This is a genomic window from Phycicoccus avicenniae, from assembly GCF_018139485.1.
GTDB lineage: Bacteria > Actinomycetota > Actinomycetes > Actinomycetales > Dermatophilaceae > Phycicoccus > Phycicoccus avicenniae.
Genome location: NZ_JAGSNF010000019.1, coordinates 53,710 through 74,052 on the forward strand (window position 1 = coordinate 53,710; position 20,343 = coordinate 74,052).

At 74.7% G+C, this 20,343-nt stretch carries 21 protein-coding genes; 10 read left to right on the forward strand and 11 right to left on the reverse strand.

Going from position 1 to position 20,343, the window contains the following annotated elements; translation table 11 throughout:
* Positions 1-41: 41 nt before the first annotated feature.
* From KC207_RS13100 to KC207_RS13135, 8 genes are all read left to right on the forward strand, one after another.
* Entirely contained in the window at positions 42-1,169 is a 1,128-nt protein-coding gene (locus KC207_RS13100; RefSeq protein ID WP_211603712.1) for an 8-amino-7-oxononanoate synthase, read from the forward strand.
* A 5-nt stretch (positions 1,170-1,174) separates the two neighbouring features.
* Positions 1,175-1,882, forward strand: coding sequence for a dethiobiotin synthase (gene bioD / locus KC207_RS13105; RefSeq protein WP_211603714.1), 708 nt, complete (start codon positions 1,175-1,177; stop codon positions 1,880-1,882).
* A gap of 22 nt (positions 1,883-1,904) precedes the next feature.
* On the forward strand, positions 1,905-2,411 hold the full coding sequence (locus KC207_RS13110) for a low molecular weight protein-tyrosine-phosphatase (protein ID WP_211603716.1): 507 nt from the start codon (positions 1,905-1,907) through the stop codon (positions 2,409-2,411).
* Between the two features lie 58 nt (positions 2,412-2,469).
* A complete protein-coding gene (purB, locus tag KC207_RS13115) occupies positions 2,470-3,921 on the forward strand; it encodes an adenylosuccinate lyase (RefSeq protein WP_211603718.1) in 1,452 nt (483 codons plus the stop codon).
* A complete protein-coding gene (locus tag KC207_RS13120; protein ID WP_249138736.1) occupies positions 3,918-4,388 on the forward strand; it encodes a GNAT family N-acetyltransferase in 471 nt (156 codons plus the stop codon). The genes purB and KC207_RS13120 overlap by 4 nt, the downstream gene beginning before the upstream one ends.
* Before the next feature lie 166 nt (positions 4,389-4,554).
* The gene (locus KC207_RS13125) at positions 4,555-4,953 is read left to right on the forward strand and encodes a hypothetical protein (protein WP_211603720.1); all 399 of its coding nucleotides are present in this window, start codon (positions 4,555-4,557) and stop codon (positions 4,951-4,953) included.
* A 54-nt stretch (positions 4,954-5,007) separates the two neighbouring features.
* Positions 5,008-5,325, forward strand: a complete 318-nt coding sequence (locus KC207_RS13130) for a metal-sensitive transcriptional regulator (protein ID WP_211603722.1) — start codon at positions 5,008-5,010, stop codon at positions 5,323-5,325.
* 2 nt (positions 5,326-5,327) lie between these two features.
* Positions 5,328-7,652, forward strand: a complete 2,325-nt coding sequence (locus KC207_RS13135; RefSeq protein ID WP_211603724.1) for a heavy metal translocating P-type ATPase — start codon at positions 5,328-5,330, stop codon at positions 7,650-7,652.
* Between the two features lie 338 nt (positions 7,653-7,990).
* Here KC207_RS13135 and KC207_RS13140 read toward each other — a convergent pair whose 3' ends face one another.
* A complete protein-coding gene (locus KC207_RS13140) occupies positions 7,991-8,623 on the reverse strand; it encodes a VOC family protein (RefSeq protein WP_211603726.1) in 633 nt (210 codons plus the stop codon).
* 96 nt (positions 8,624-8,719) lie between these two features.
* A complete protein-coding gene (locus KC207_RS13145) occupies positions 8,720-9,526 on the reverse strand; it encodes a TrmH family RNA methyltransferase (RefSeq protein ID WP_211603727.1) in 807 nt (268 codons plus the stop codon).
* A gap of 120 nt (positions 9,527-9,646) precedes the next feature.
* On the opposite strand from KC207_RS13145, the gene KC207_RS13150 reads away from it, so the two are divergent.
* Complete coding sequence (locus KC207_RS13150; RefSeq protein ID WP_211603729.1) at positions 9,647-10,438, forward strand: phosphatase PAP2 family protein; 792 nt, start codon at positions 9,647-9,649, stop codon at positions 10,436-10,438.
* Entirely contained in the window at positions 10,438-11,193 is a 756-nt protein-coding gene (locus tag KC207_RS13155; RefSeq protein WP_211603731.1) for a phosphatase PAP2 family protein, read from the forward strand. The genes KC207_RS13150 and KC207_RS13155 overlap by 1 nt, the downstream gene beginning before the upstream one ends.
* Here KC207_RS13155 and KC207_RS13160 read toward each other — a convergent pair.
* From KC207_RS13160 to KC207_RS13200, 9 genes are all read right to left on the reverse strand, one after another.
* Positions 11,178-11,966, reverse strand: a complete 789-nt coding sequence (locus tag KC207_RS13160) for a DUF1206 domain-containing protein (RefSeq protein WP_211603742.1) — start codon at positions 11,964-11,966, stop codon at positions 11,178-11,180. The two genes, KC207_RS13155 and KC207_RS13160, sit on opposite strands and share 16 nt — an antisense overlap.
* Before the next feature lie 57 nt (positions 11,967-12,023).
* Positions 12,024-12,824, reverse strand: coding sequence for an HAD family hydrolase (locus KC207_RS13165; RefSeq protein WP_211603744.1), 801 nt, complete (start codon positions 12,822-12,824; stop codon positions 12,024-12,026).
* Between the two features lie 97 nt (positions 12,825-12,921).
* Positions 12,922-13,752 carry a siderophore-interacting protein gene (locus KC207_RS13170; RefSeq protein ID WP_211603746.1) on the reverse strand — a complete coding sequence of 277 codons (831 nt, stop codon included), beginning with the start codon at positions 13,750-13,752 and terminating at the stop codon, positions 12,922-12,924.
* Positions 13,749-14,621, reverse strand: a complete 873-nt coding sequence (locus KC207_RS13175) for an ABC transporter ATP-binding protein (protein ID WP_211603747.1) — start codon at positions 14,619-14,621, stop codon at positions 13,749-13,751. Before KC207_RS13175 ends, KC207_RS13170 begins: the two co-directional genes overlap by 4 nt.
* Positions 14,618-15,700, reverse strand: a complete 1,083-nt coding sequence (locus KC207_RS13180; RefSeq protein WP_211603749.1) for a FecCD family ABC transporter permease — start codon at positions 15,698-15,700, stop codon at positions 14,618-14,620. The genes KC207_RS13175 and KC207_RS13180 overlap by 4 nt, the downstream gene beginning before the upstream one ends.
* The gene (locus KC207_RS13185; protein WP_249138737.1) at positions 15,700-16,752 is read right to left on the reverse strand and encodes a FecCD family ABC transporter permease; all 1,053 of its coding nucleotides are present in this window, start codon (positions 16,750-16,752) and stop codon (positions 15,700-15,702) included. Before KC207_RS13185 ends, KC207_RS13180 begins: the two co-directional genes overlap by 1 nt.
* Positions 16,749-17,804 (reverse strand): iron-siderophore ABC transporter substrate-binding protein, encoded by a 1,056-nt coding sequence (locus tag KC207_RS13190; RefSeq protein WP_211603751.1) that lies wholly within the window; start codon positions 17,802-17,804, stop codon positions 16,749-16,751. Before KC207_RS13190 ends, KC207_RS13185 begins: the two co-directional genes overlap by 4 nt.
* A gap of 142 nt (positions 17,805-17,946) precedes the next feature.
* A complete protein-coding gene (locus KC207_RS13195) occupies positions 17,947-19,170 on the reverse strand; it encodes an ABC transporter permease (RefSeq protein ID WP_211603753.1) in 1,224 nt (407 codons plus the stop codon).
* On the reverse strand, positions 19,170-20,051 hold the full coding sequence (locus KC207_RS13200) for an ABC transporter ATP-binding protein (protein ID WP_211603755.1): 882 nt from the start codon (positions 20,049-20,051) through the stop codon (positions 19,170-19,172). The genes KC207_RS13195 and KC207_RS13200 overlap by 1 nt, the downstream gene beginning before the upstream one ends.
* Between the last annotated feature and the right edge of the window lie 292 nt (positions 20,052-20,343).

Genomic DNA, 20,343 nt, shown 5'->3' on the forward strand with positions numbered 1-20,343 from the left:
CACCTGACGGCGTCGGCCGTCCGTGGCAGGATCGGGGGGTCGTGACGAGCTCGCTGGACTGGATCCGGGACGCCGCCGCGGCCCGCGAGAAGGCGGGCCTCGTGCGGCGGGTCTCGGCGTACCGTCCCGGCGACGTCGTCGACCTCGCGGGCAACGACTACCTCGGGCTGCGGCAGCACCCGGCCGTCAAGGACGCCGCGACCGCCGCCGTCGAGACGTACGGCACCGGGGCCGGCGCCTCCCGCCTCGTCACCGGGACCCTCGACGTCCACGACGAGCTCGAGGCCGCGCTCGTCGGGCTCACCGGCGCCCCCACCGCGCTCGTCACGTCGTCCGGCTACACGGCGAACCTGTCGGCCGTCTCGACGCTCGCGGACGCCGGGACGCTCATCGTCAGCGACGAGCACGCCCACGCCTCGCTCATCGACGGGTGCCGCCTCTCCCGCGCCGCCGTCACCGTCAACCGGCACAACGACCTCGAGCACGTCGCGGAGCTGCTCGCCCGGCGGGACACCCCTCGAGCGGTCGTTGTCGCGGAGTCGGTGTACTCCGTCCTCGGTGACACCGCCCCCGTCGAGGACCTCGTCGCCCTCACCGCCGAGTCCGGGGCGATCCTCGTGCTCGACGAGGCCCACGCCCTCGGCGTCCTCGGGCCGGGCGGCGCAGGGCTCGCGTCCGCGGCCGGCGCCTGGACCGCCGAGCACGTCGTCGTCACCGGCACGTTGTCGAAGTCGTTCGCGGCCCAGGGCGGGGTGGTCCTCGCGGCGCCCGTCGTCCGCGACCACGTCGTCAACACGGCCCGGCCGTTCGTCTACGACACCGGCCTCGCGCCCGCTGCGGCCGGTGCCGCCCTCGCCGCGATCGGCGTCCTCCACGACCACCCCGAGCTCACGGTCCGGCTCCGCGCGAACGCCACCCGCCTCGCGCAGGCGTGCGGCATCGAGGTCCCCGACGGCGCCGTGATGTCGGTGCCGATGCCGGGTCCGCACGAGACCGTCGAGGCCGTCGCCCGCGCCGCCGAGCACGGGGTGCGGGTCGGGGCGTTCCGGCCCCCGTCGACCCCGGACGGCAGCTCGCGGCTGCGGCTCACGGCCCACGCCCACCACACCGACGCCGAGCTCGACCGCGCCTGCACCGTGCTCGCCGGCCTCGTCCCGACGCCGGTCTGACGCCGGTGGCCGACCCCCGCGCACTGCCCTCCGTCGTCCTGGTCACCGGCACCGGGACCGGAGTGGGCAAGACCGTCGCGACTGCCGCGCTCGCGGCCCTCGTCCGCGGCCGCGGCAGCTCGGTCGCCGTCGTCAAGCCGACCCAGACCGGGCTCGCCCCCCGGGAGCCGGGGGACGTCGACGACGTCGCCCGGCTCGTCGGCGCCGACCTCCCGGTCCACGAGCTGCTCCGGCTGCGCGACCCGCTCTCGCCGGAGGCGGCGGCCCGCCGCGAGGGCGTCGACCTCCCCCCGGTGGCGGTGCACGCCCGGCGGGTCACCGAGATCGCCGCCGGGCACGACGTGACCCTCGTCGAGGGGGCGGGCGGTCTGCTCGTCCGGCTCGACGCACGCGGCGGAACCCTCGCCGACCTCGGGACCGCCCTGCGGTACAAGGGCGTGTCGACCGGTGTCGTCCTCGTCGCCTCCGCGGGCCTCGGGGTGCTGAGCACCGCCGCGCTCACCGCCGAGGCGCTGGCGGCCCGGTCGCTGCCGCTCCTCGGCGTCGTCGTCGGCTCCTGGCCGGGGGAGCCCGACCTCGCCGAGACCGAGAACCTCGCCGACCTGCCCCGGGTCACCGGCGCCCCGCTCTGGGGGCGGATCCCGGCCGGGTCCGGCGCGCTCCACCCAGCGGCCTTCGCCGCCGGGCTGCCGGACTGGTTCGACATCGCCTGAGCCCCCCGGCGAGGATGGGGGCATGAGCGAGCCGTACCGCGTCACCGTCGTCTGCCACGGCAACATCTGCCGGTCCCCGATGGCCGAGTTCCTCCTGCGCGAGGCCTTCGAGGACGCCGGGCTCGGCGACCGGGTCGTCGTCGACTCCGCCGGGACCTCCGACGAGGAGGCCGGGAACTCTGCGCACCGACGGACCGTCGCGACGCTGCAGCGTCACGGGCACCCCGACCTCGGCTGGTCCGAGCACCGGGCCCGGCAGTTCCGGCCCGACTGGTTCGACGACATCGACCTCGTCCTGGCCGCCGACCACCCGCACGTCGACCGGCTCGGCCGGATCGCCCGCGACGACGCCGACCGGGACAAGGTCCGCCTCGTCCGTTCCTTCGACCCCGACGCCGTCGCCGCCGGCGAGCTCGGGATGGACGACCCCTGGTACGGCGGGGACGAGGAGTACGAGACGACGTACGAGGAGATCCGGGCCGCGACGCCCGGAATCGTCGACCACGTCCGCAGCGCGCTGGAGCGCTGAGGGCCCCGGCGTCCGGACGCGGTGGGTCCGCCCCGCTGGGCTCTGGGACACTGGCCGCATGCCGAGTTCGACCGCCGCCGCCGACCGCGGCCTCGCGCGCGCCCAGCCCCTCGCCGACATCGAGCCGGCGATCGCCCTCGGGGCGCTCGACGGTCGCTACCGCGGCGTCGTCGCGCCGCTCGTCGACCACCTCTCCGAGCCGGCGCTCAACCGGGCCCGGGTCCACGTCGAGGTCGAGTGGCTCATCCACCTCACCGAGCGCCAGGTCGTCCCGGGGGTCCGGCGGCTCACCGATGACGAGCAGGCCGCCCTGCGCCGGGTCGTCACGTCGTTCGGCGCCGCGGAGATCGAGGAGATGGCCGCGACCGAGCGGGTCACCCAGCACGACGTCAAGGCCGTCGAGTACTTCCTCAAGTCGCGGCTGCGCGAGATCGCGCCCGCCTCCGAGGACGCCGGGCTCGCCGAGCTCATCCACTTCTGCTGCACGAGCGAGGACATCAATAACCTGTCCTACGCGCTCATGGTCCAGGGCGCCGTCCGCGACGTCTGGCTCCCGCGGGCGCGCGACCTCGTCGACGCGCTCACGGGGATGGCACGCGACCTCGCCGAGGTCCCCCTCCTCGCCCACACCCACGGGCAGCCGGCGACCCCGACGACGATGGGCAAGGAGCTGGCCGTCCTCGCGTGGCGGCTGCGACGTCAGCTCGACCGGGTCGACGACGCCCAGTTCCTCGGCAAGATCAACGGGGCGACCGGCACGTACGGCGCGCACACCGCCGCCGTCCCGGACGCCGACTGGGAGGACGTGAGCCGGACCTTCGTCGAGCACCTCGGCCTCACGTGGAACCCGCTGACGACCCAGATCGAGAGCCACGACTGGCAGGCCGAGCTCTACGCCGACCTCGCCCGGTTCAACCGCGTCCTGCACAACATGTGCACCGACGTGTGGTCCTACATCTCGATGGGCTACTTCGCCCAGGTCCGCGGCCAGGGCACGGTCGGCTCGTCGACGATGCCGCACAAGGTCAACCCGATCCGGTTCGAGAACGCCGAGGCGAACCTCGAGGTCTCCAACGCCCTGTTCGACGTCCTCGCCGGGACCCTCGTCCAGAGCCGCCTGCAGCGCGACCTCACCGACTCCTCGATGCAGCGCAACATCGGGTCCGCCTTCGGCCACAGCCTGCTCGCCATCGACAACGCGGGCCGCGGGCTCGCCGGGCTCGACGCGGTCCCCGAGGCGATGGCCGCCGACCTCGACCGCAACTGGGAGGTCCTCGGCGAGGCCGTGCAGTCCGCGATGCGGGCGCTCGGCGCCCAGGGCGTGCCGGGGATGGAGGAGCCCTACGAGCGGCTCAAGGAGCTGACCCGCGGCCGGCGGATCGGCCAGGAGGACCTCGTCGCGTTCGTCCAAGGGCTGGGCCTGCCGCCCGAGGTCGAGGAGCGTCTCGCGGCCATGACCCCGCTGTCGTACACCGGGCTCGCGCCCGGGCTCGTCCGCCACCTGCCGTGAGCGTCCTCGCGCCGATCGTCGTCGCCGACCTGGACGACCCGCGCGTCGACGCCCTCGTGGACGAGCACCTCGCGGAGATGGAGCCGACGGCGCCCGCGTGCAGCCGGCACGCCCTCACCGCGGAGCAGTTCCGCGTGCCGTCGGTCCGGCTCTGGGTCGTCGACGACGGCGGTCCGGCGCTGCTCGGGTCGGTGGCGCTGAAGGACCTCGGCGACGGGCACCTCGAGCTGAAGACGATGCGCGTCTCCCCGGCCGGACGCGGGAGCGGGCTCGGCCGCCGGCTGCTGCTCCACGCCCTCGACGCGGCGCGGGTCGGCGGCGCCACCCGGGTCAGCCTCGAGACCGGCGCGGGTGAGGTGTTCGTCCCGGCGCGGACCCTCTACCGGGCGCACGGCTTCGTCGACTGCGGGCCGTTCGGCGACTACCGCCAGGACCCGCACAGCACCTTCCTCACCCTCGCCCTCTGACCGGGGCGGTGTGGGCCGTTCTCCGGCCGCCCGACCGCTGCTCGCCGGGGCCTCGCCGGGCCACTGGTGTGGAGGATCTCCGGTGCTCCCACCCCGGAAGGGCTCCACGCCAGACGTCGTCGACGTCGTGAGCCGTCCCGTCCGCCCCGTGTGCCACAGTGGTCGGATGACCGAGTCCCGCCCCGTCGACCGGACCGACGTCGACGGCATCGCCCTCGCGCTGCCCGAGGTGGTGCGCGAGGGCACCGACGAGCGGCCGGCCTACGCGGTCCGCGGGAAGGCCTTCGTCGTGTGGCGCGGCCCCCGGAAGGACGCGGTCGACCCCGACACCGGCGAGCGGATGCCGGACGTCATCTGCATCACGGTCCCGGGCCCGGACGACGAGCAGGCGATCCTCGGCCTGGGCGAGCCGTGGTTCACGACGCCGCACGTCGACGGGGACGATCACGTCCTCGTCCGTGAGCGGGACCTGCACCGGCTCGACTACCTCGAGCTCGCCGAGATCGTCACCGACGCCTGGGCGACCGTCGCGCCGAAGAAGCTCGTGAAGCAGCACCTGGGCTGAACTGGGCCCGCGCCCGGTGTGCGCGGAATACCCTAGGGGGGTATCCTGTTGCCCATGAGCGTGACCGACGACCAGGACACCGCGGCCCCCGCCCCGGGCTACAGCGAGACCAAGGACGCCCAGCTCCGCCGGCTGCGCCGGATCGAGGGCCAGGTGCGCGGCATCGCGCGGATGGTCGAGAACGACACGTACTGCATCGACGTCCTGACCCAGGTGGCCGCCGCCACCCGGGCCCTCCAGGCCGTGAGCGTCGGGCTGCTCGAGGAGCACATCGCGCACTGCGTCGTCGACGCCGCGCGCACCTCCGACGAGGCCGCCGCCGAGAAGGTCGACGAGGTCACCGCCGCCGTCACCCGACTGCTGAGGAGCTGACGATGACCCAGACCGCCGCAGAGCCGTCCGACGAGGTCCACGAGGTCGACCTCGCCATCAGCGGGATGACGTGCGCCTCCTGCTCCGCCCGGATCGAGAAGAAGCTCGGCCGCCTCGACGGGGTCGACGCCAGCGTCAACCTCGCCACCGAGAAGGCCACCGTGCGCTGGACCGGCGCGCTCACCGTCGAGGACATCCTCGCCACCGTGCAGAGGACCGGCTACGGCGCCGAGGTGCTCGGCGGGGACGCAGGGGCGGCGCCCGGGTCCGCGGCCGGCACGGGCTCCGCCGGCGCGGACCCCTCGGACGACGTCGACGGCACGGGCGACGCGGGTGCTCCCGGGGCCCTCGACGAGGACGCCGAGGCGACCCCCGGCCACCAGGTGGCTCGCGTCGACGACCTGCGCCACCGCGCCCTGAGCGCCGCGGCGCTCACCGTGCCCATCGTCGTCCTCGCGATGGTCCCCGGCGTCGACGTCCCCCGCTCCGAGTGGGTGCAGCTCGTCCTCGCCACCCCCGTCGTGCTCTGGGCGGGTTACCCGTTCCACCGCGCCGCCGCGATCACCGCCCGCCACGGCGCGTCGACGATGGACACGCTCGTCTCGCTCGGCGTCCTCGCCGCGTACCTCAGCTCGCTCGTCGTCGTCCTGACCGGCAACGCCGCGAGCGGCATGTCGGGTGAGGGCAGCCACATCTGGTTCGAGACGGCCGCCGTCATCACGACTTTCCTCCTCCTCGGCCGGTGGATGGAGGCCCGCGCCACGGACCGCACCCGCGACGCGCTGCGCGGCCTGCTCGACCTCGGCGCCAAGGACGTCGCGGTGCTCCGCGAGGACCCCTCGACCGGGGCGTTCACCGAGCAGCGGATCCCCGTGCAGCAGCTGCCGGTCGGGGCGCGCTTCGTCGTGCGGCCCGGCGAGAAGGTCGCCACGGACGGCGTCGTGCGGGACGGGCGCAGTGCCGTCGACGCCTCGCTCGTCACCGGCGAGTCCCAGCCGGTCGACGTCGTCCCCGGCAGCGAGGTCACCGGCGGCACGGTCAACACGACCGGTCGGCTCGTCGTCGAGGCCACGCGGGTCGGCGCCGACACGACGCTCGCCGGGATCACCCGGCTCGTCGAGCGGGCGCAGACGTCCAAGGCCCCCGTCCAGCGGCTCGCCGACCGGGTGTCGGCGGTCTTCGTCCCCGTGGTCCTCGTCGTCGCGGCGCTGACCTTCGTCGGCTGGTGGGTCGGGGCGGGCGACGCCGCGCGGGCCCTCGAGATCGCCGTGTCGGTCCTCGTCATCGCGTGCCCGTGCGCGCTGGGGCTCGCGACGCCGACGGCGCTGCTCGTCGGGACCGGTCGTGGGGCGCGGCTCGGCATCCTCGTCAAGGGCGTCGACGTCCTCGAGGACACCCGCCGCATCGACACGATCGTCCTCGACAAGACGGGGACGGTGACGACGGGCGAGATGTCGCTCGTCGAGGTCGCCACCGCCGGACGGCTACCGAAGGACCAGGCCCTGCGGGCCGCGGCCGCCGTCGAGAACGGCAGCGAGCACCCCGTCGCCCTCGCCGTCGTCGCTGCCGCGCGGGCCCGCTCGCTCGACGTCCCGGACATCGAGGACTTCGAGGCGCTCCCCGGCGCCGGGGCGCGGGCGAGGATCAAGGACACCGAGGTCGTCGTCGGTCGCGCGGACCTCTTCGACAGCGTCCCGGCGGAGATCGGCCGCCCGCGGGCCGAGGGCACGACCGTCTGGGTCGGCTGGGGCGGCACGGCCCGCGCCGCACTCACGGTCGCCGACACGGTCCGGCGCAGCTCCGGCCGGGCGGTCCGCGAGCTGACCGACGCCGGGCTCGCCGTGCACCTGCTCACCGGGGACCACGACCGCGCCGCGCTCACCGTCGCCCGCGACGTCGGCATCCCGGTCGGCCGCGTCATCGCCGACGTCCGGCCCGCCGACAAGCACGCGACGATCGCGGAACTGCAGTCCCGAGGGCGGGTCGTCGCGATGGTCGGCGACGGCGTCAACGACGCCGCGGCGCTCGCCCAGGCCGACCTCGGGATCGCGATGGGCAGCGGCACCGACGTCGCGGCCGACGCGGCGGACATCGTCCTCATGCGAGCCGAGCTGCCGGCGGTCGTCGAGGCGATCGGGCTGTCGCGGGCGACGTTGCGCACGATCCGGCAGAACCTCGGCTGGGCCTTCGGCTACAACGTCGCCGCCATCCCGCTCGCCGTCGCCGGGGTGCTGAACCCCATGGTCGCCGGTGCCGCGATGGCCGCCTCGAGCGTCCTCGTCGTGACGAACAGCCTGCGGTTGCGCCGCTGGTCCGGCCCCCGCTGACGGGGAGACCTCTCCCACTCCCGGCGACGTCGCCGGCTCGGCGCGAGATCGCTGGGTCACGTCGACCTCGCTGGGTCATGTCGCCCTCGCCCAGCCGGTGCGCCATGGCGCCTCCTCTGGGCGAGGTCGCACCGATCGGGCGAGGTCGACAGGGGTCGGAGAGGTCTTCCGCGGGTCGGCAGGATCAGTGGGGTCCGCCGGTCGGCAGGATCAGTGGGGTCCGCCGGTCGGCAGGATCAATCGGGTCGGCCGGCCATCGGGGAAACGGCGACGGCCACCCCGACACGACAACGGCCGCCCCGCAGGAGCGGGGCGGCCGGTCGAGGTGAGGGAGGGCGTCAGACGACGACGGGGCCCTGCGGGGTCGCGAACGTCACGGACATCAGGCCCGGCGTGCCGTGCGGCGAGACGAACGAGAACTTGATGACGGACGAGGTGTAGTCGGCCGGCAGGTTGAGCCAGTCGCGAACCCGGTCCGGGTCGCCGGCGATGCTCAGCGAGTCGATCGTCACGTCGGTGTCCGCGTCGGACGAGGGGTGCGGGCCGTCCTGCCACGAGACGAAGAAGGGCAGCTGCGGGTCGGCCTGGAGGCCCTTGATCCCGATCTGCCGCCAGCTGAGCTTCACGCCGTCCGGCCGGGTGCGGTTGCCCTCGACGGCCTTGCGGCCGAGGCGCTGCTCCTGCTCGGCGAGGTCGTCGACCGTGACGACCCACCCGAGCCAGCCGCCGCCGGCCTCGGACCGGGCCCGGACGACCTGGCCGAAGGGGGCCTTGTCGCTGGCGGGGTGGTCGAGCACCTCGACGACCTCGACGTAGCGCTCGTGGGCCAGCGGCAGGATGACGTTGCGGGTCCCGAAGCGGGGGTGCACACCGCCGTCGACCGGCCGGACGCCGATGAGCTTGGCGAGGCGCTCCGCGGTGGCGTGGACGCCATCGTGCTCGGCCGCGTAGACGACGTGGTCAACTCGCATGCGCATCATGGTCCCACACGGCGAACCCCCCACTTGACACAGCCCCCGGACCGTGGTTCACGTCCGACACTCGAGGAGCCAGGCGTCACACGGGCCTCACGACGAGCGCTGCCGGACCGCCTCGTAGACGACCACCCCGGCCGAGACGCCCGCGTTGAGGGAGTTCACCCGGCCGGCCATCGGGATGCGCACCCGCTCGGCCGCCGCACCGAGCGCGGCGTCGGTGAGACCGGTCTTCTCGGCCCCGACGGCGATGGCGACCGCGCCCCGGTAGTCGGCCGCGGTGTGCACCCGGTCGGTGTCCGGTGTCGTCGCGACGAGCCGGATCCCCGAACGCTCGAGCCAGCCCAGCGCCTCACGCAGCCCGGCCGTCGCCACCGGGACGGAGAACACCGTCCCCTTGCTCGCCCGGACGACGTTCGGGTTGCCCCAGTCGGTCACGGGGTCGGCCGCGACGACCGCGGACGCCCCCGCCGCGTCGGCGGTGCGCAGCACGGAGCCCAGGTTGCCCGGCTTCTCGAGCCCCTCGACGAGCACGACGAGCGGGTCCGCAGGCAGCCGCAGGTCGGCCAGCGGCACCCCGGCCACCGGGACGACACCGAGGACACCGTCCGGGCCCTCGCGGTAGGCGACCTTCTCGAACGCCGCCCGGCTGCACCGGACGGTCGTCGCGCCGAGCGCCCGCGCCTCGTCGACGAGCCCACCCATGCGCTCCGGGTCGAGCATGAGCTCGGGGCAGTGCAGCAGCGTGCGCGGCACCACCCCCGCGTCGACGGCGAGCCGCAGCTCCTCGTACCCGTCGACGACCGTGAGGCCCTGCTCCTCGCGCACCCGGCGTCGGCGCAGCGCCGTCACCGCCTTGAGGCGGGGGTTCGTCGTCGACGTCACGTGCAGCTCGGCCATGGCGGGCCCAGCATCCCACGTCGTCCACGTCGCCCGCCCCGAGCCGGCGTGGGCCGCAGCCGGGGACGTCCCGGCGACGGGAGGGTGAACGCCAGGAGTCCCGTGCGGTAGAAAAGGGCGATGACCAGCAGCGACGCCCCCAGCCCTGCCGAGGAGCGACGCCGCCGGGTCGGACGCGCCGCGGTCTTCGCGCTCGTCACCGCCGCCGTCCTCTTCGGGGTCGGCGGCCTCGTCCGCAGCCGCTGGGACCCGCTCATCTCCTTCGACGACGACGCGGTCGGCACCCTCGTCGGCATCACCGTCGACAACCCCTGGCTCCTGGACGCCGCCCACGTCTGGGAGCTCGTCACCCAGCCGTTCCTCCTCCACACCCTCGGTACCCTGCTCTGCCTCTGGGCCTGGCTGCGCCGCGGCATGCGGACCCGGGCCTGGTGGGCCTTCGGCACGCTCATGGCGTCCTGGGTCGTCGGGTTGGGGGCGAAGTACGTCTTCCAGCGCGCCCGGCCGGTCATCGAGGACCCGGTCTCCGAGGCCCCGGGCTACTCTTTCCCCTCGGGCCACGCCCTCAACTCCGCCGCCTTCGCGACGACTGTCGTGATCCTCCTCTGGCCGCTGGTCACCCGGCGGCTCCTGCGGGGGGTCCTCGTCGCGGCCGCCGTCGTCCTCGTCGCCGTGACGATGGCCGACCGGATGTTCCTCGGCGTGCACTACCCGAGCGACGTCACCGTCGGCGTCGTCACCGGGGCCGGGCTCGCCCTCGCCTCGTTCGCCGGCTTCGTCGGCTGGTCCCCACGACGGCCCGAGGTCGTCGACGACCCCGACGCCACCCCGTCGAGCACCCGCGAGGAGTCCGACGGTGGCCCCGTCGACGACGCGTCCACCGCCCGCCCCCGACAGCACCGGGAGTCCTGATGTCCACGCTCACCCGCTGGGACGGCGTGTCCTCGCCTCCCCCCGCACGGCAGGCCCTGCGCGACCTCGTCGTCCGCTCGATCCTGCCCGCGGCGGGCCTCTTCGCCCTGATGTGCGCCCTCGGGCTGCTCCTCGTCGACGTGCTCGGCGACCCCGAGCCCGAGGACGACCTCGTCTGGTGGCTGCAGGAGCAGCGGACCCCGACGGGCGAGGCGGTGACCCATCTCTTCAGCTCGCTCGGCAACACCCCGGTCGTCATCGGCATCGCCGCGCTCGGGACCGGCGTCGTCATGTGGCGGACACGACGCTGGTGGTACGCCGTGGTCCCCCTCCTGGCCATCACGCTGCAGTCGCTCGTCTTCGTCAGCTCGGCCGCGGTCGTCGGCCGGGACCGGCCCGACGTGGAACGCCTCGACCCGACACCCCCGACCGCGAGCTTCCCGAGCGGGCACGTGAGCGCCGCGACGGCCGTGTGGACGTCCTTCGCGCTCTACGCGACGCGGATCGAGAACCTCGCGGCCCGCCGGGCGGTCGTCGTGCTCTGCCTGATCGTCCCGCCGCTCGTGGCGTTCGCCCGCGTGTACCGGGGCGCGCACCACGTCTCCGACGTCCTCGCCGGCATCGTCAACGGGGTCGTGTGCGCGTTCCTCGCGTGGCGCTGGCTACGCACCGAGGAGGACGACGCTCCGTCCGGCGATGCGGCGACCGCACGGTCCTCGGCCGACGAGGAGCCGGACGCTCAGAGCTTGGCGTAGCGGGCGCGCCCGATCGAGTAGACGCCGTAGGCGGCGATGCCGAGCGCGACGACAGTGAGGATGTACGGCCCGAACGCCATGTCCTTGAGCGACTTCAGCGCGCCGTCCAGGCCCTTGGCGTCGTCGGGGTCGGACTGCCAGGCAGCGATGAGGAAGAAGAAGCCGACGATGGCGAGCGCCGCACCCTTGGCGATGTAGCCGATCCGCCCGGCGCGCACGATCCAGGTCCCCGGGTGCTGCTGCAGGTCCTCGAGGAACTTCTTCTTCCAGCCCTTGTACACGTGGTACCCGGCGATCCCGAGGATGACGAGGCCGACGATCCCGACGAGGACCTGGCCACCGGGGCTGCCCATGAGCCGCTGCGTGACGTCCTGGGTCTGCTGCTCGCTGTTGCCGCCGGAGCCCAGCGCGACGATGCGGAACGTCGAGACCGCGAAGAAGCCGTACGTCACGCCCTTGGCCACGTGCTTGAGCCGGTCGGAGGTCTCGCCACGGCTGAGCACCGCCTCGGTGATCGACCACAGCGCGAGGAGGGCGAAGCCGGCGACCCCGATCCACAGGACAACGGCACCGCCGGTGTTGCCGGCGAGGGACCTCAGCGCCCCGCCCTGGTCGGCGTTCCCGCCGCCACCACCCCACGCGACGCGCAGGGCGATCCAGCCGATGAGGAGGTGCAGGAGGCCGAGGACGGCGAAGCCCGCCCGAGCCCCGTACTCGACGACGGGGTTCTCGTTGGCCTCGCGGGTGGCCCGGTTCACATCGGCGCTGGTCATGCGCACACCCTGCCACCAGCGAGGACACCGCGTCGAGTGCCCGTCCTCGGGGACGGGTCAGCCCGGGAGCAGCGAGCGCAGGACGGGCGCCAGGCCGTGGTCGTCGACGTGGTCCGTCGTCTCGTCGGCGACGGCCTTCACCTCGTCGGGCGCGTTGCCCATCGCGACCCCCCGGGCGGCCCAGCGCAGCATCTCGAGGTCGTTGCGCTGGTCGCCGACGGCGACGGTCGCGGACGGCTCGACGCCGAGCCGCCGGCGCACCGTCTCGAGGGCGGCCCCCTTCGAGACTCCCTCGGGGGTGATGTCCATCCAGGCGCTCCAGCCGATGGCGTACTCGACGCCGTGCAGCCCGATCCGCTCCGTGCCGGCGAGGAAGTCCTCGTCGGTGCCCTCCGGGTCGCGGATCGTCAGGCGGGTCACGGGCCGGGCCATGAGGTCCTCGAAGGGCACGACCCGAGGGGTGCCGTCGAGCTCGCCGTCCGGGAACGGCGCCGAGACCTTGAACCCGGTCCCGACCTCCTCGACCGCGACGAGGGCCGTCGGGAACTCCTCGCGCAGCGCCCGCAGCGCGGGGGCCGGGTCGAAGGTCACCGCCTCGAGCACCTCGTAGCCGGTCTCGAGGTCGGGGTCGAGACGGAGGGTGATCGCCCCGTTGGCGCACACGGCGTAGCCGGTGACGATGCCGAGGGCGTCCAGGACGGGAAGGGTGCCGAGCACGCCCCGGCCGGTGGCGAGGACGACGACGTGACCGGCGTCGCGGACCGCCTGCACGGCGTCCCGGACGGGGTCGTGGAGGTGGCCGTCGTGGTCGACGGTCGTGCCGTCGATGTCGAGGCAGACCATGAGCGGAGGAGTCATCACCGCGGACGCTACCGACTCCGGGTGAACGCGCGGTGGACGCGCCCGGCGGGCGGGCCCCTCGACGGCGCGCCGAGCGGACTCGACGGTCCCCGCCTCAGCCGCGCGGCTGGCCCAGCTTCCAGTAGCTGCAGAAGAGGACGTCCCGCTTGTCCATCCCGGCCTCGCGGACGAGGAGGCGGCGCACGTCGGCCGCGAGGTCGGCCTCCCCGCAGGCCCACGCGTAGCCGACGTCGACGAGGTCGGCGAGCCGCTCGCGCAGGGCGGGCAGCACGGCGCTGCCCGGCGTGTGCCGCCGGACGTGGACGTGGGCCGGGCCGAGGTCGTACCCGGCGAGGACGGCCGGGTCGGCGACCTCGACGTGGACCTCCAGGTCCCCGCGGCGGACCGCGTCGGGACCGCCCGCGACGTCGAGGATCCCGGCGACCGACGGGAGCGCGGTCTCGTCCGCGACGAGGAGCTTCCGGGCGTCGGTGTCGCCACCGCGCCACAGGGCACCCCCGCAGTGGAACCCGACCTCGTCGCCCGGGCGGGCGCGGCAGGTCCACGCCGACCCCGGTCCGGCGTCGCCGTGGGTGACGATGTCGACGTCCATCCGGCCCCGGGCCGGGTCGTGCCGCCGGATCGTGTACCAGCGCAGGTCGGGGCGCTGCTCCTCGGGCAGGTCGGCGATGACCGCGCGGACGTTGCCGCCCGAGGGCCCGGGGAGGACGAGCGGGCGGTCGGGGCGCGGCATCATGAGGCCGAAGTACTCGTCGGGGCCGACGGGCCGGAAGGCCATGAGCTCGGGCGCCTCGAAGGTCACCCGGCGCATCCCGCCGCCGAGGTCCGCGACGGCCGCGACCCGCATCCGGAACTGCTCGGGGGCCGCGCGGGCGACGGGGGTGGCGAGGGTGACCCGCTCGGGGCGGGGCGGGGCGACGCTCATCGGTGGGCTCCTTCGGGGCGGACCCGGCGTCGCGGGACGACGACGGGGGTGCCGGTGTCGGGGTCGGTGAGGACGGACGCGGAGACGCCGAAGACCTCCTCGACGACGGCGGGGGTCACGACCTCGCCGGGCGGCCCCTCGGCGACGATCGCGCCGTCCCGCATCGCGACGAGGTGGTCGGCGTAGCGGGCGGCCATCCCGAGGTCGTGCAGGACCATGACGACCGTGCTGCCGGCGTCCTCGGACAGGCCGCGGACGAGGTCGAGGACGTCGAGCTGGTGCGCGACGTCGAGGAAGGACGTCGGCTCGTCGAGGAGGAGGACCGGCGTCTGCTGGGCGAGGACGAGGGCCAGCCACACCCGCTGGCGCTGGCCGCCCGAGAGGCTGTCGACCGGGACCCCGGCGAGGTGGACGAGGTCCGTCCGCTCGAGCGCCGCGGCGACCGCCTCCTCGTCGGCCCGGCCCCACGTGCGGAACAGGCCGTGGTGCGGGTGCCGGCCGCGCTCGACGAGCTCGAGGACGGTGACCCCCTCGGGCACGACGGGCTGCTGGGGCAGCAGACCGACCCGGCGAGCCACCTCGCGCGTCGACAGGGTGCCGATCTCGTCGCCGTCGAGGAGCACGGACCCGCCGACGGGGCGCAGCAGCCGCCCGAGCCCGCGGAGCAGGGTCGACTTGCCGCAGCCGTTGGGTCCGACGACTGCGGTGGTGCGGCCGGTCGGCACGTCGAGGCTCACGCCGTCGACGACGACGCGGTCGCCGTAGCCGAGCCGGACCGCGTCGGTCCGCAGCCGGGCGGCGGGGCGGTCGTCCCCACCGGCGGGCACCGGGTGCGCCGTCGTGGGCTGGTCGGTCTCGGTCACGGTCATCGGCCCTCCGGGGTCGAGCGGGTGCGGAGCATCCAGAGCAGGACGGGCGCGCCGAGCAGTCCGGTGACGAGCCCGACCGGCAGCGCGGTGTCGGGGACGGCGTAGGCGGACAGGTGGTCGGCGCCGACGACGACGACCGCGCCGACGAGGGCGGCGATCCCGACGGACGGGCGGCCGGGGACGAGGCGCCGGGCGATGGGCCCGCTGAGGAACCCGACGAACGCGATCGGCCCGACGACCGCCGTGGCCGCGGCGACGAGGGCGACGACGAGGAGCGTCACCCCGATCCGCAGCGCGGGGACACGCACCCCGAGGGCGGCGGCCAGGTCGTCGCCGAGGACGAGGACGGGCAGCCGGCCGGACAGGGCCAGGAGCACGGGCAGCAGCAACGCGTCCAGGACGAGAAGCCGTCCGATGTCGGTCCACGTCACGGAGTTGAGGCTGCCGCTCAGCCAGACGAGGGCCTCCTGCGCCTGGTAGATGCTCGAGCGGACGAGCATCCAGTGCACGACCGCCGACAGCCCCGCCGCGAGCGCGACGCCGACGAGCACCATCCGCCCGGTGGCGCTGCCGCCCCCGCCGGCCTGGCTGAGGATGACGAGCGCGACGAGCACGGAGCCGCCGAGGGCCGCCACCGTCACCGGGGTGCCGCGCAGCCCGAGGGCGACGACGGAGACGACGGCGGCGGCGCTGGCCCCGAGGGTCAGGCCGAGGATGTCCGGGCTCGCGAGCGGGTTGCGCAGCATGACCTGGAACGCCCCGCCGGCCGCGCCGAACGCGGCGCCGCAGAGGACGGCCATGACGGCCCGCGGCAGCGTGGACTCCATGAGGATGAACGAGGCGACCGGGATCTCGGCGCCGCCGATGATCCGGACCGCGTCGACGAACGAGACCCGGTAGTCGCCGAGCAGCGCGCGGACGAGGACGAGCGCGACGAGCAGGACGAGGAGCACCCCGACGACGACGGCCCGCCGGCGCCGGGGCCCACGGCGGGCGGCGGCGAGCGCGTCGGCGGTGGACCGGGGGGCGGCGGGCGCGGTCGGCGCGGTCGGCGCGGTCGGGCGGGTGGCGGCCGTCATCACATCCCCCTGACCCGGCGGACGACGAGGACGAGCACGGGGGCACCGACGACGGCGCAGACGATGCCGACCTGGATCTCCGACGGCGGGGAGACGAGGCGCCCGACGACGTCGGCGAGGACGACGAACGCCGGGCCGAGGAGGGCGCTGAGGACGAGCACCCGGCGGTGGTCGACCCCGACGAGGGCACGGACGAGGTGCGGGACGACGAGCCCGACGAAGGCGATCGGCCCGGCGAGGGCGGTGGCGCCCGCCGCGAGCAGCACGGCCCCTCCGGCCGCGAGGCCCCGGTGCAGGACGACCCGCTGGCCGAGGCCGCGGGCCAGGTCGTCGCCGAGCGCGACGGCGTTGAGCGTCGGCCCGGCCGTCAGGGCGAGGAGGGCGCCGAGGACGAGGACGGGCGCGATGTCGAGGACGCCGCCGGCGTCCCGGCCCGCGACCGAGCCCACCTGCCAGAACCGGAAGCTGTCGAGCGAGCCCCGGTCGGTGACGAGCACCGCCCCGATGAGGCTCTGCGCGAGGGCCATGACGGCGGCGCCGGCGAGCGCCATCGATACCGGCGCGCTCGAGCGCGGGGCGAGCATCGTGAGGGACTGGACGAGGGCGGCGACGAGGACGGTGCCGACGATCGCGGCGAGGACGTACCCGGTGACGTCGTCGAGCCCGAGGAAGCGGATGCCGAGGACGACCGCGAGGGCCGCGCCGGAGTTGAGGCCGAGGATGCTGGGCTCGGCGATGGGGTTGCGGGTCAGGCCCTGGAGCACGACGCCGCTCAGCGCCACGGCGGCCCCGACGACGAGGCCGATGAGGGTCCGGGCGACCCGGGAGTCGACGATCGCGTCGGTCCGCGCGTCGGCCGAGGACCCGACGACGGCGTCGAGGACCGCACCCGGCGCGAGGGACTGCACGCCGAGCAGGACCGAGGCGCCGACGGCGAGCGCGAGGACGACGACGGCACCCCCCACGGCCACCGGCATGGCGACGCGCGCCGACCCGGCCCGCGCCCCGGTGAGGGGGGCGGGCCGGGTCGGACGCGTCGCGGTGGTCGTCACTCCGCCGGCTCGCCGTTCACGGCGGAGACGAGCTTCGGCAGGAAGTCGTCGACGGCGGTGCGCACCGACAGCGGGCTCGGGAGCGACATCGACAGGGCCACCGCGTTGTCGGCGGAGGCGACGTAGTGACCGTCCTGCAGGGCCGGGATCTGACCGACGAGCGGGTTCGCCGTCAGCTCCTCGGCGCCGGCGCCCTCCTCGGCGTAGAAGACGACGACGTCGGCCTCGAGGTCGGCGGCGCGCTCGGCGGAGAGGTTGGCGGTGAAGGCCGACGGGTCCTGCTCGCTCAGCTCGACGACGGTCGGCGAGGGCTCGAAGCCGAACTCCTCGAGCATCTGCGGGCGCAGGTCGGAGGTCGTGTAGAGCCCGATCGTCGACAGGTCGGTGGGGGTGAACCAGGCCCACGCGGCCGAGGTGCCCTCGATCTCGGGGTTGGCGGCGACGGCGTCGGTGATGAGCTGCTCGGTGTCGGCGCGCAGCTGCTCGGCCTGCTCGGACATCCCGACCGCCTCGCCGATGACCTCGACCTGCTCCTGCCACGGTGTGCCCCAGGCCGCCTCGGTCCACGGGACGGTCGGCGCGATCTGCGAGAGCCGGTCGTAGTCCTCCTCGCTCACCCCGGAGCTGAGGCCGAGGATGAGGTCGGGCGTGGTGGCGGCGATGTCCTCGAACGGGATGCCCGCCGAGTCGTCGTAGCGGGTCATCCCGGAGGCGTCGGCCCCCAGCTCCTCGACCTGTGCGTCGAACCAGTCCGTCGAGCCCGCGTCGTTGCCGCCCCACGTGATCTCCGGGGCGCCGACCGGGACGATCCCGAGGGCCGCGAGGGTGTCGGCGTCGGCCCAGCCCACGGTGGCGATGCGCGTCGGCTGCTCCTCGACCGTCGTCTCGCCGTAGGCGTGCTCGAGCGTGACGGGGAACGCGTCGGCGGCCACCGTGGGCTCCGCCGAGCCGGCCCCTCCGGACGACTCGGTGGTGGGACCGGTGGAGCAGGCCCCGAGGGCGAGGGCGGCGGCGAGGGGGGCTGCGGCGAGCAGCCTCCGGCGGGATGGCACGATGGACTCCTGCAGTGAGGTCAGGCTTACTTAGGTAAGGCTGACCTTACACGCACCACCTGGTCGAGCAAACCCTCCTCGCGCCGATTGCCCACGACCACCCGTCGGACACCCCGGGCACCCGCCGGACATCCGCGCCGGGTCACTCCGGGGAGGACCACGCCTGCCGGATCGACAGCCGCCCACCGGTCTGGAGCAGCGAGCGCCGGTAGAGCCGCTCGGCCACCCGGACGACGACCACCGCCGTCGCGAGGAGGATCGCGAGCGCCACGACCGCCTCCCACCAGACGGCGTCCCCGTCGAGCATCCGCGCCGGCATGAGCACCGCGGAGAACGGCGGCACGAACGAGGCCACCGTGCGGGCCAGACCGTCGAGGAAGAAGGACCCGAAGAACACCCCGAGGACGATCATGAGCAGCGGCGTGCCGGTGCTCTGCACGTCCTCCGCCCGCGAGGCCAGGGCGCCGGCGACCGCCCACAGCGCCGCGAGCGCGACGAACCCGGCGACGAAGAAGACGAGGTACCACGCGACCGGTCCGGTGACGGCGAAGATCAGCTCGGAGTACTCGGTGAGGCTGAGGCCGACGAGTCCCACGACGGCGTACAGCGCCATCTGCACCATCGCGATGACGGTCGTCGCGACGATCTTGCCGGCGAGCAGCTGCCGCACCGGGATCGACGTCGCGATGATCTCGACGACACGCGACTGCTTCTCCTCGACGACGCTGTTCGCGATGACGTACCCGAAGGTGAGCGCCGCGATGTAGAAGAGGAACGCGAAGGCGAACGACACCCCCTGCGCCAGCTGCGAGCGCTCCACGTCCCCGCGCAGGAACTCCGTCGTCACGGTCGAGCCCTCGACGAGCGCCTCGGCCGTCGTCCCCAACGAGGCCGCCTGGTCCTCGAGGGCCGCCGAGCGCACGACGTCCTGGGTCACCCGGGTGAGACCGCCCTCGGCGCTGTCCAGGGTGGTGAGGACCCAGCCGCCGTCGGTGGAGTGCAGCCAGGCGTCGACCTCCTCCGCGCGCAGCAGGTCCTGCGCCGTGGCGGCGTCCGGGACGGCGCGCGACCGCACGGCGACGCCCTCGTCGATCCCGGAGGCCTCCGCGGCGAGCCGCTCGCCCATCACGGTGTCGTCCTGGGTCGTCGCGACCGTGTAGCTCGACGTGCGCGAGGAGTCCCACACCTGCCAGCCCATGAAGCCGCAGATGAGGACGAGGGTGAGCAGCGTCCCGCCGAGGAACGCCTTGTCGGTGAGCCGCACGACGATCTCGCGGCGGGCCACCGTCACCCACGCCGAGCGGGGCGCCGGGACGACCTCGCGAGGCGTCGTCGCGGTCGGGGTCTGGGTGTGCGTCGCGGTCATCAGGCCGCCACCTCCCGGTAGATGTCGGCGACCGCGGGGCGGACGGGGGTGAACTCGTGGACGGCGCCGCGGCGGGTCGCCTCGCGCAGGAGGGCCTGCTCACCGCCGGGGTCCACGACCTCGACGAGGGCGAGCGGGCCGTCGACGTCGACGACGTGCAGGCCGCGCAGGTCGCGCACCCAGCCGGCGTCGGCGTCGAGCCGGACGCGGTAGCGCAGGGGGCCCTGCGAGCGCAGGTCCTCGACGGCGCCGGTCGCGACGACCCGGCCCCCGGAGAGGATGACGAGACGGTCGCAGAGCGCCTCGACGAGGTCGAGCTGGTGGCTGGAGAACAGGACCGGGACCTCGCCGGCGACCCGCTCGCGGAGCAGGTCGACCATCGAGTCGACGGCCACCGGGTCGAGACCCGAGAACGGCTCGTCGAGCACGAGGGCGACCGGGTCGTGCAGGAGCGCGGCCGCGACCTGGACGCGCTGCTGGTTGCCGAGGCTCAGCGCCTCGAGCCGGTCCGTCGCCCGCCCGCCGAGCCCGAGCCGCTCGAGGTGCTCCTCGGCCGCGGCCCGGGCCGGGCGCGGACCCATCCCCTTGAGCTCGGCGAGATAGACGAGCTGGTCGATGACCCGCTGCTTCGGGTAGAGGCCGCGCTCCTCCGGCATGTAGCCGAAGCGGCGCTGGTCCTCCGGGGTGACGGGGTGGCCCTGCCAGAGCACCTCGCCGCCGTCGACGCCGAGCACCCCCATGACCATCCGCATCGTCGTCGTCTTGCCCGCGCCGTTGCCGCCGACGAACCCGGTCAGCTGTCCGGCGGGGACGTCGAACGTCACGCCGTCGACCGCCGTGACGCCGCCGAACCGGCGGGTGAGGTTCCTGATCTCCAACATGGACCCGACGCTAGGTGGGCCCGGCGCGTGGCGGATCCCCCCACGGGCGGGTCGGACCTCCCCCTCCGAGATGACCCACCCCGGGCGCCGCCCCCAGGACGGCACCGGCCGCGGGCGGTGACCACCGGCCGCGATGACCAGCCGGGGTCGCGGCTCGCGTCCGGCGGTTCGGGTCAAGATGCGGTCAACTTTTGCTTGACCTACGGTCAAAAGACTCCCTACGGTGAGCACGTCGACGCCGTCGTCGTGACACCCCGGCTCAGCCCCGGACGTGCCGCACCCGACGGGGCAC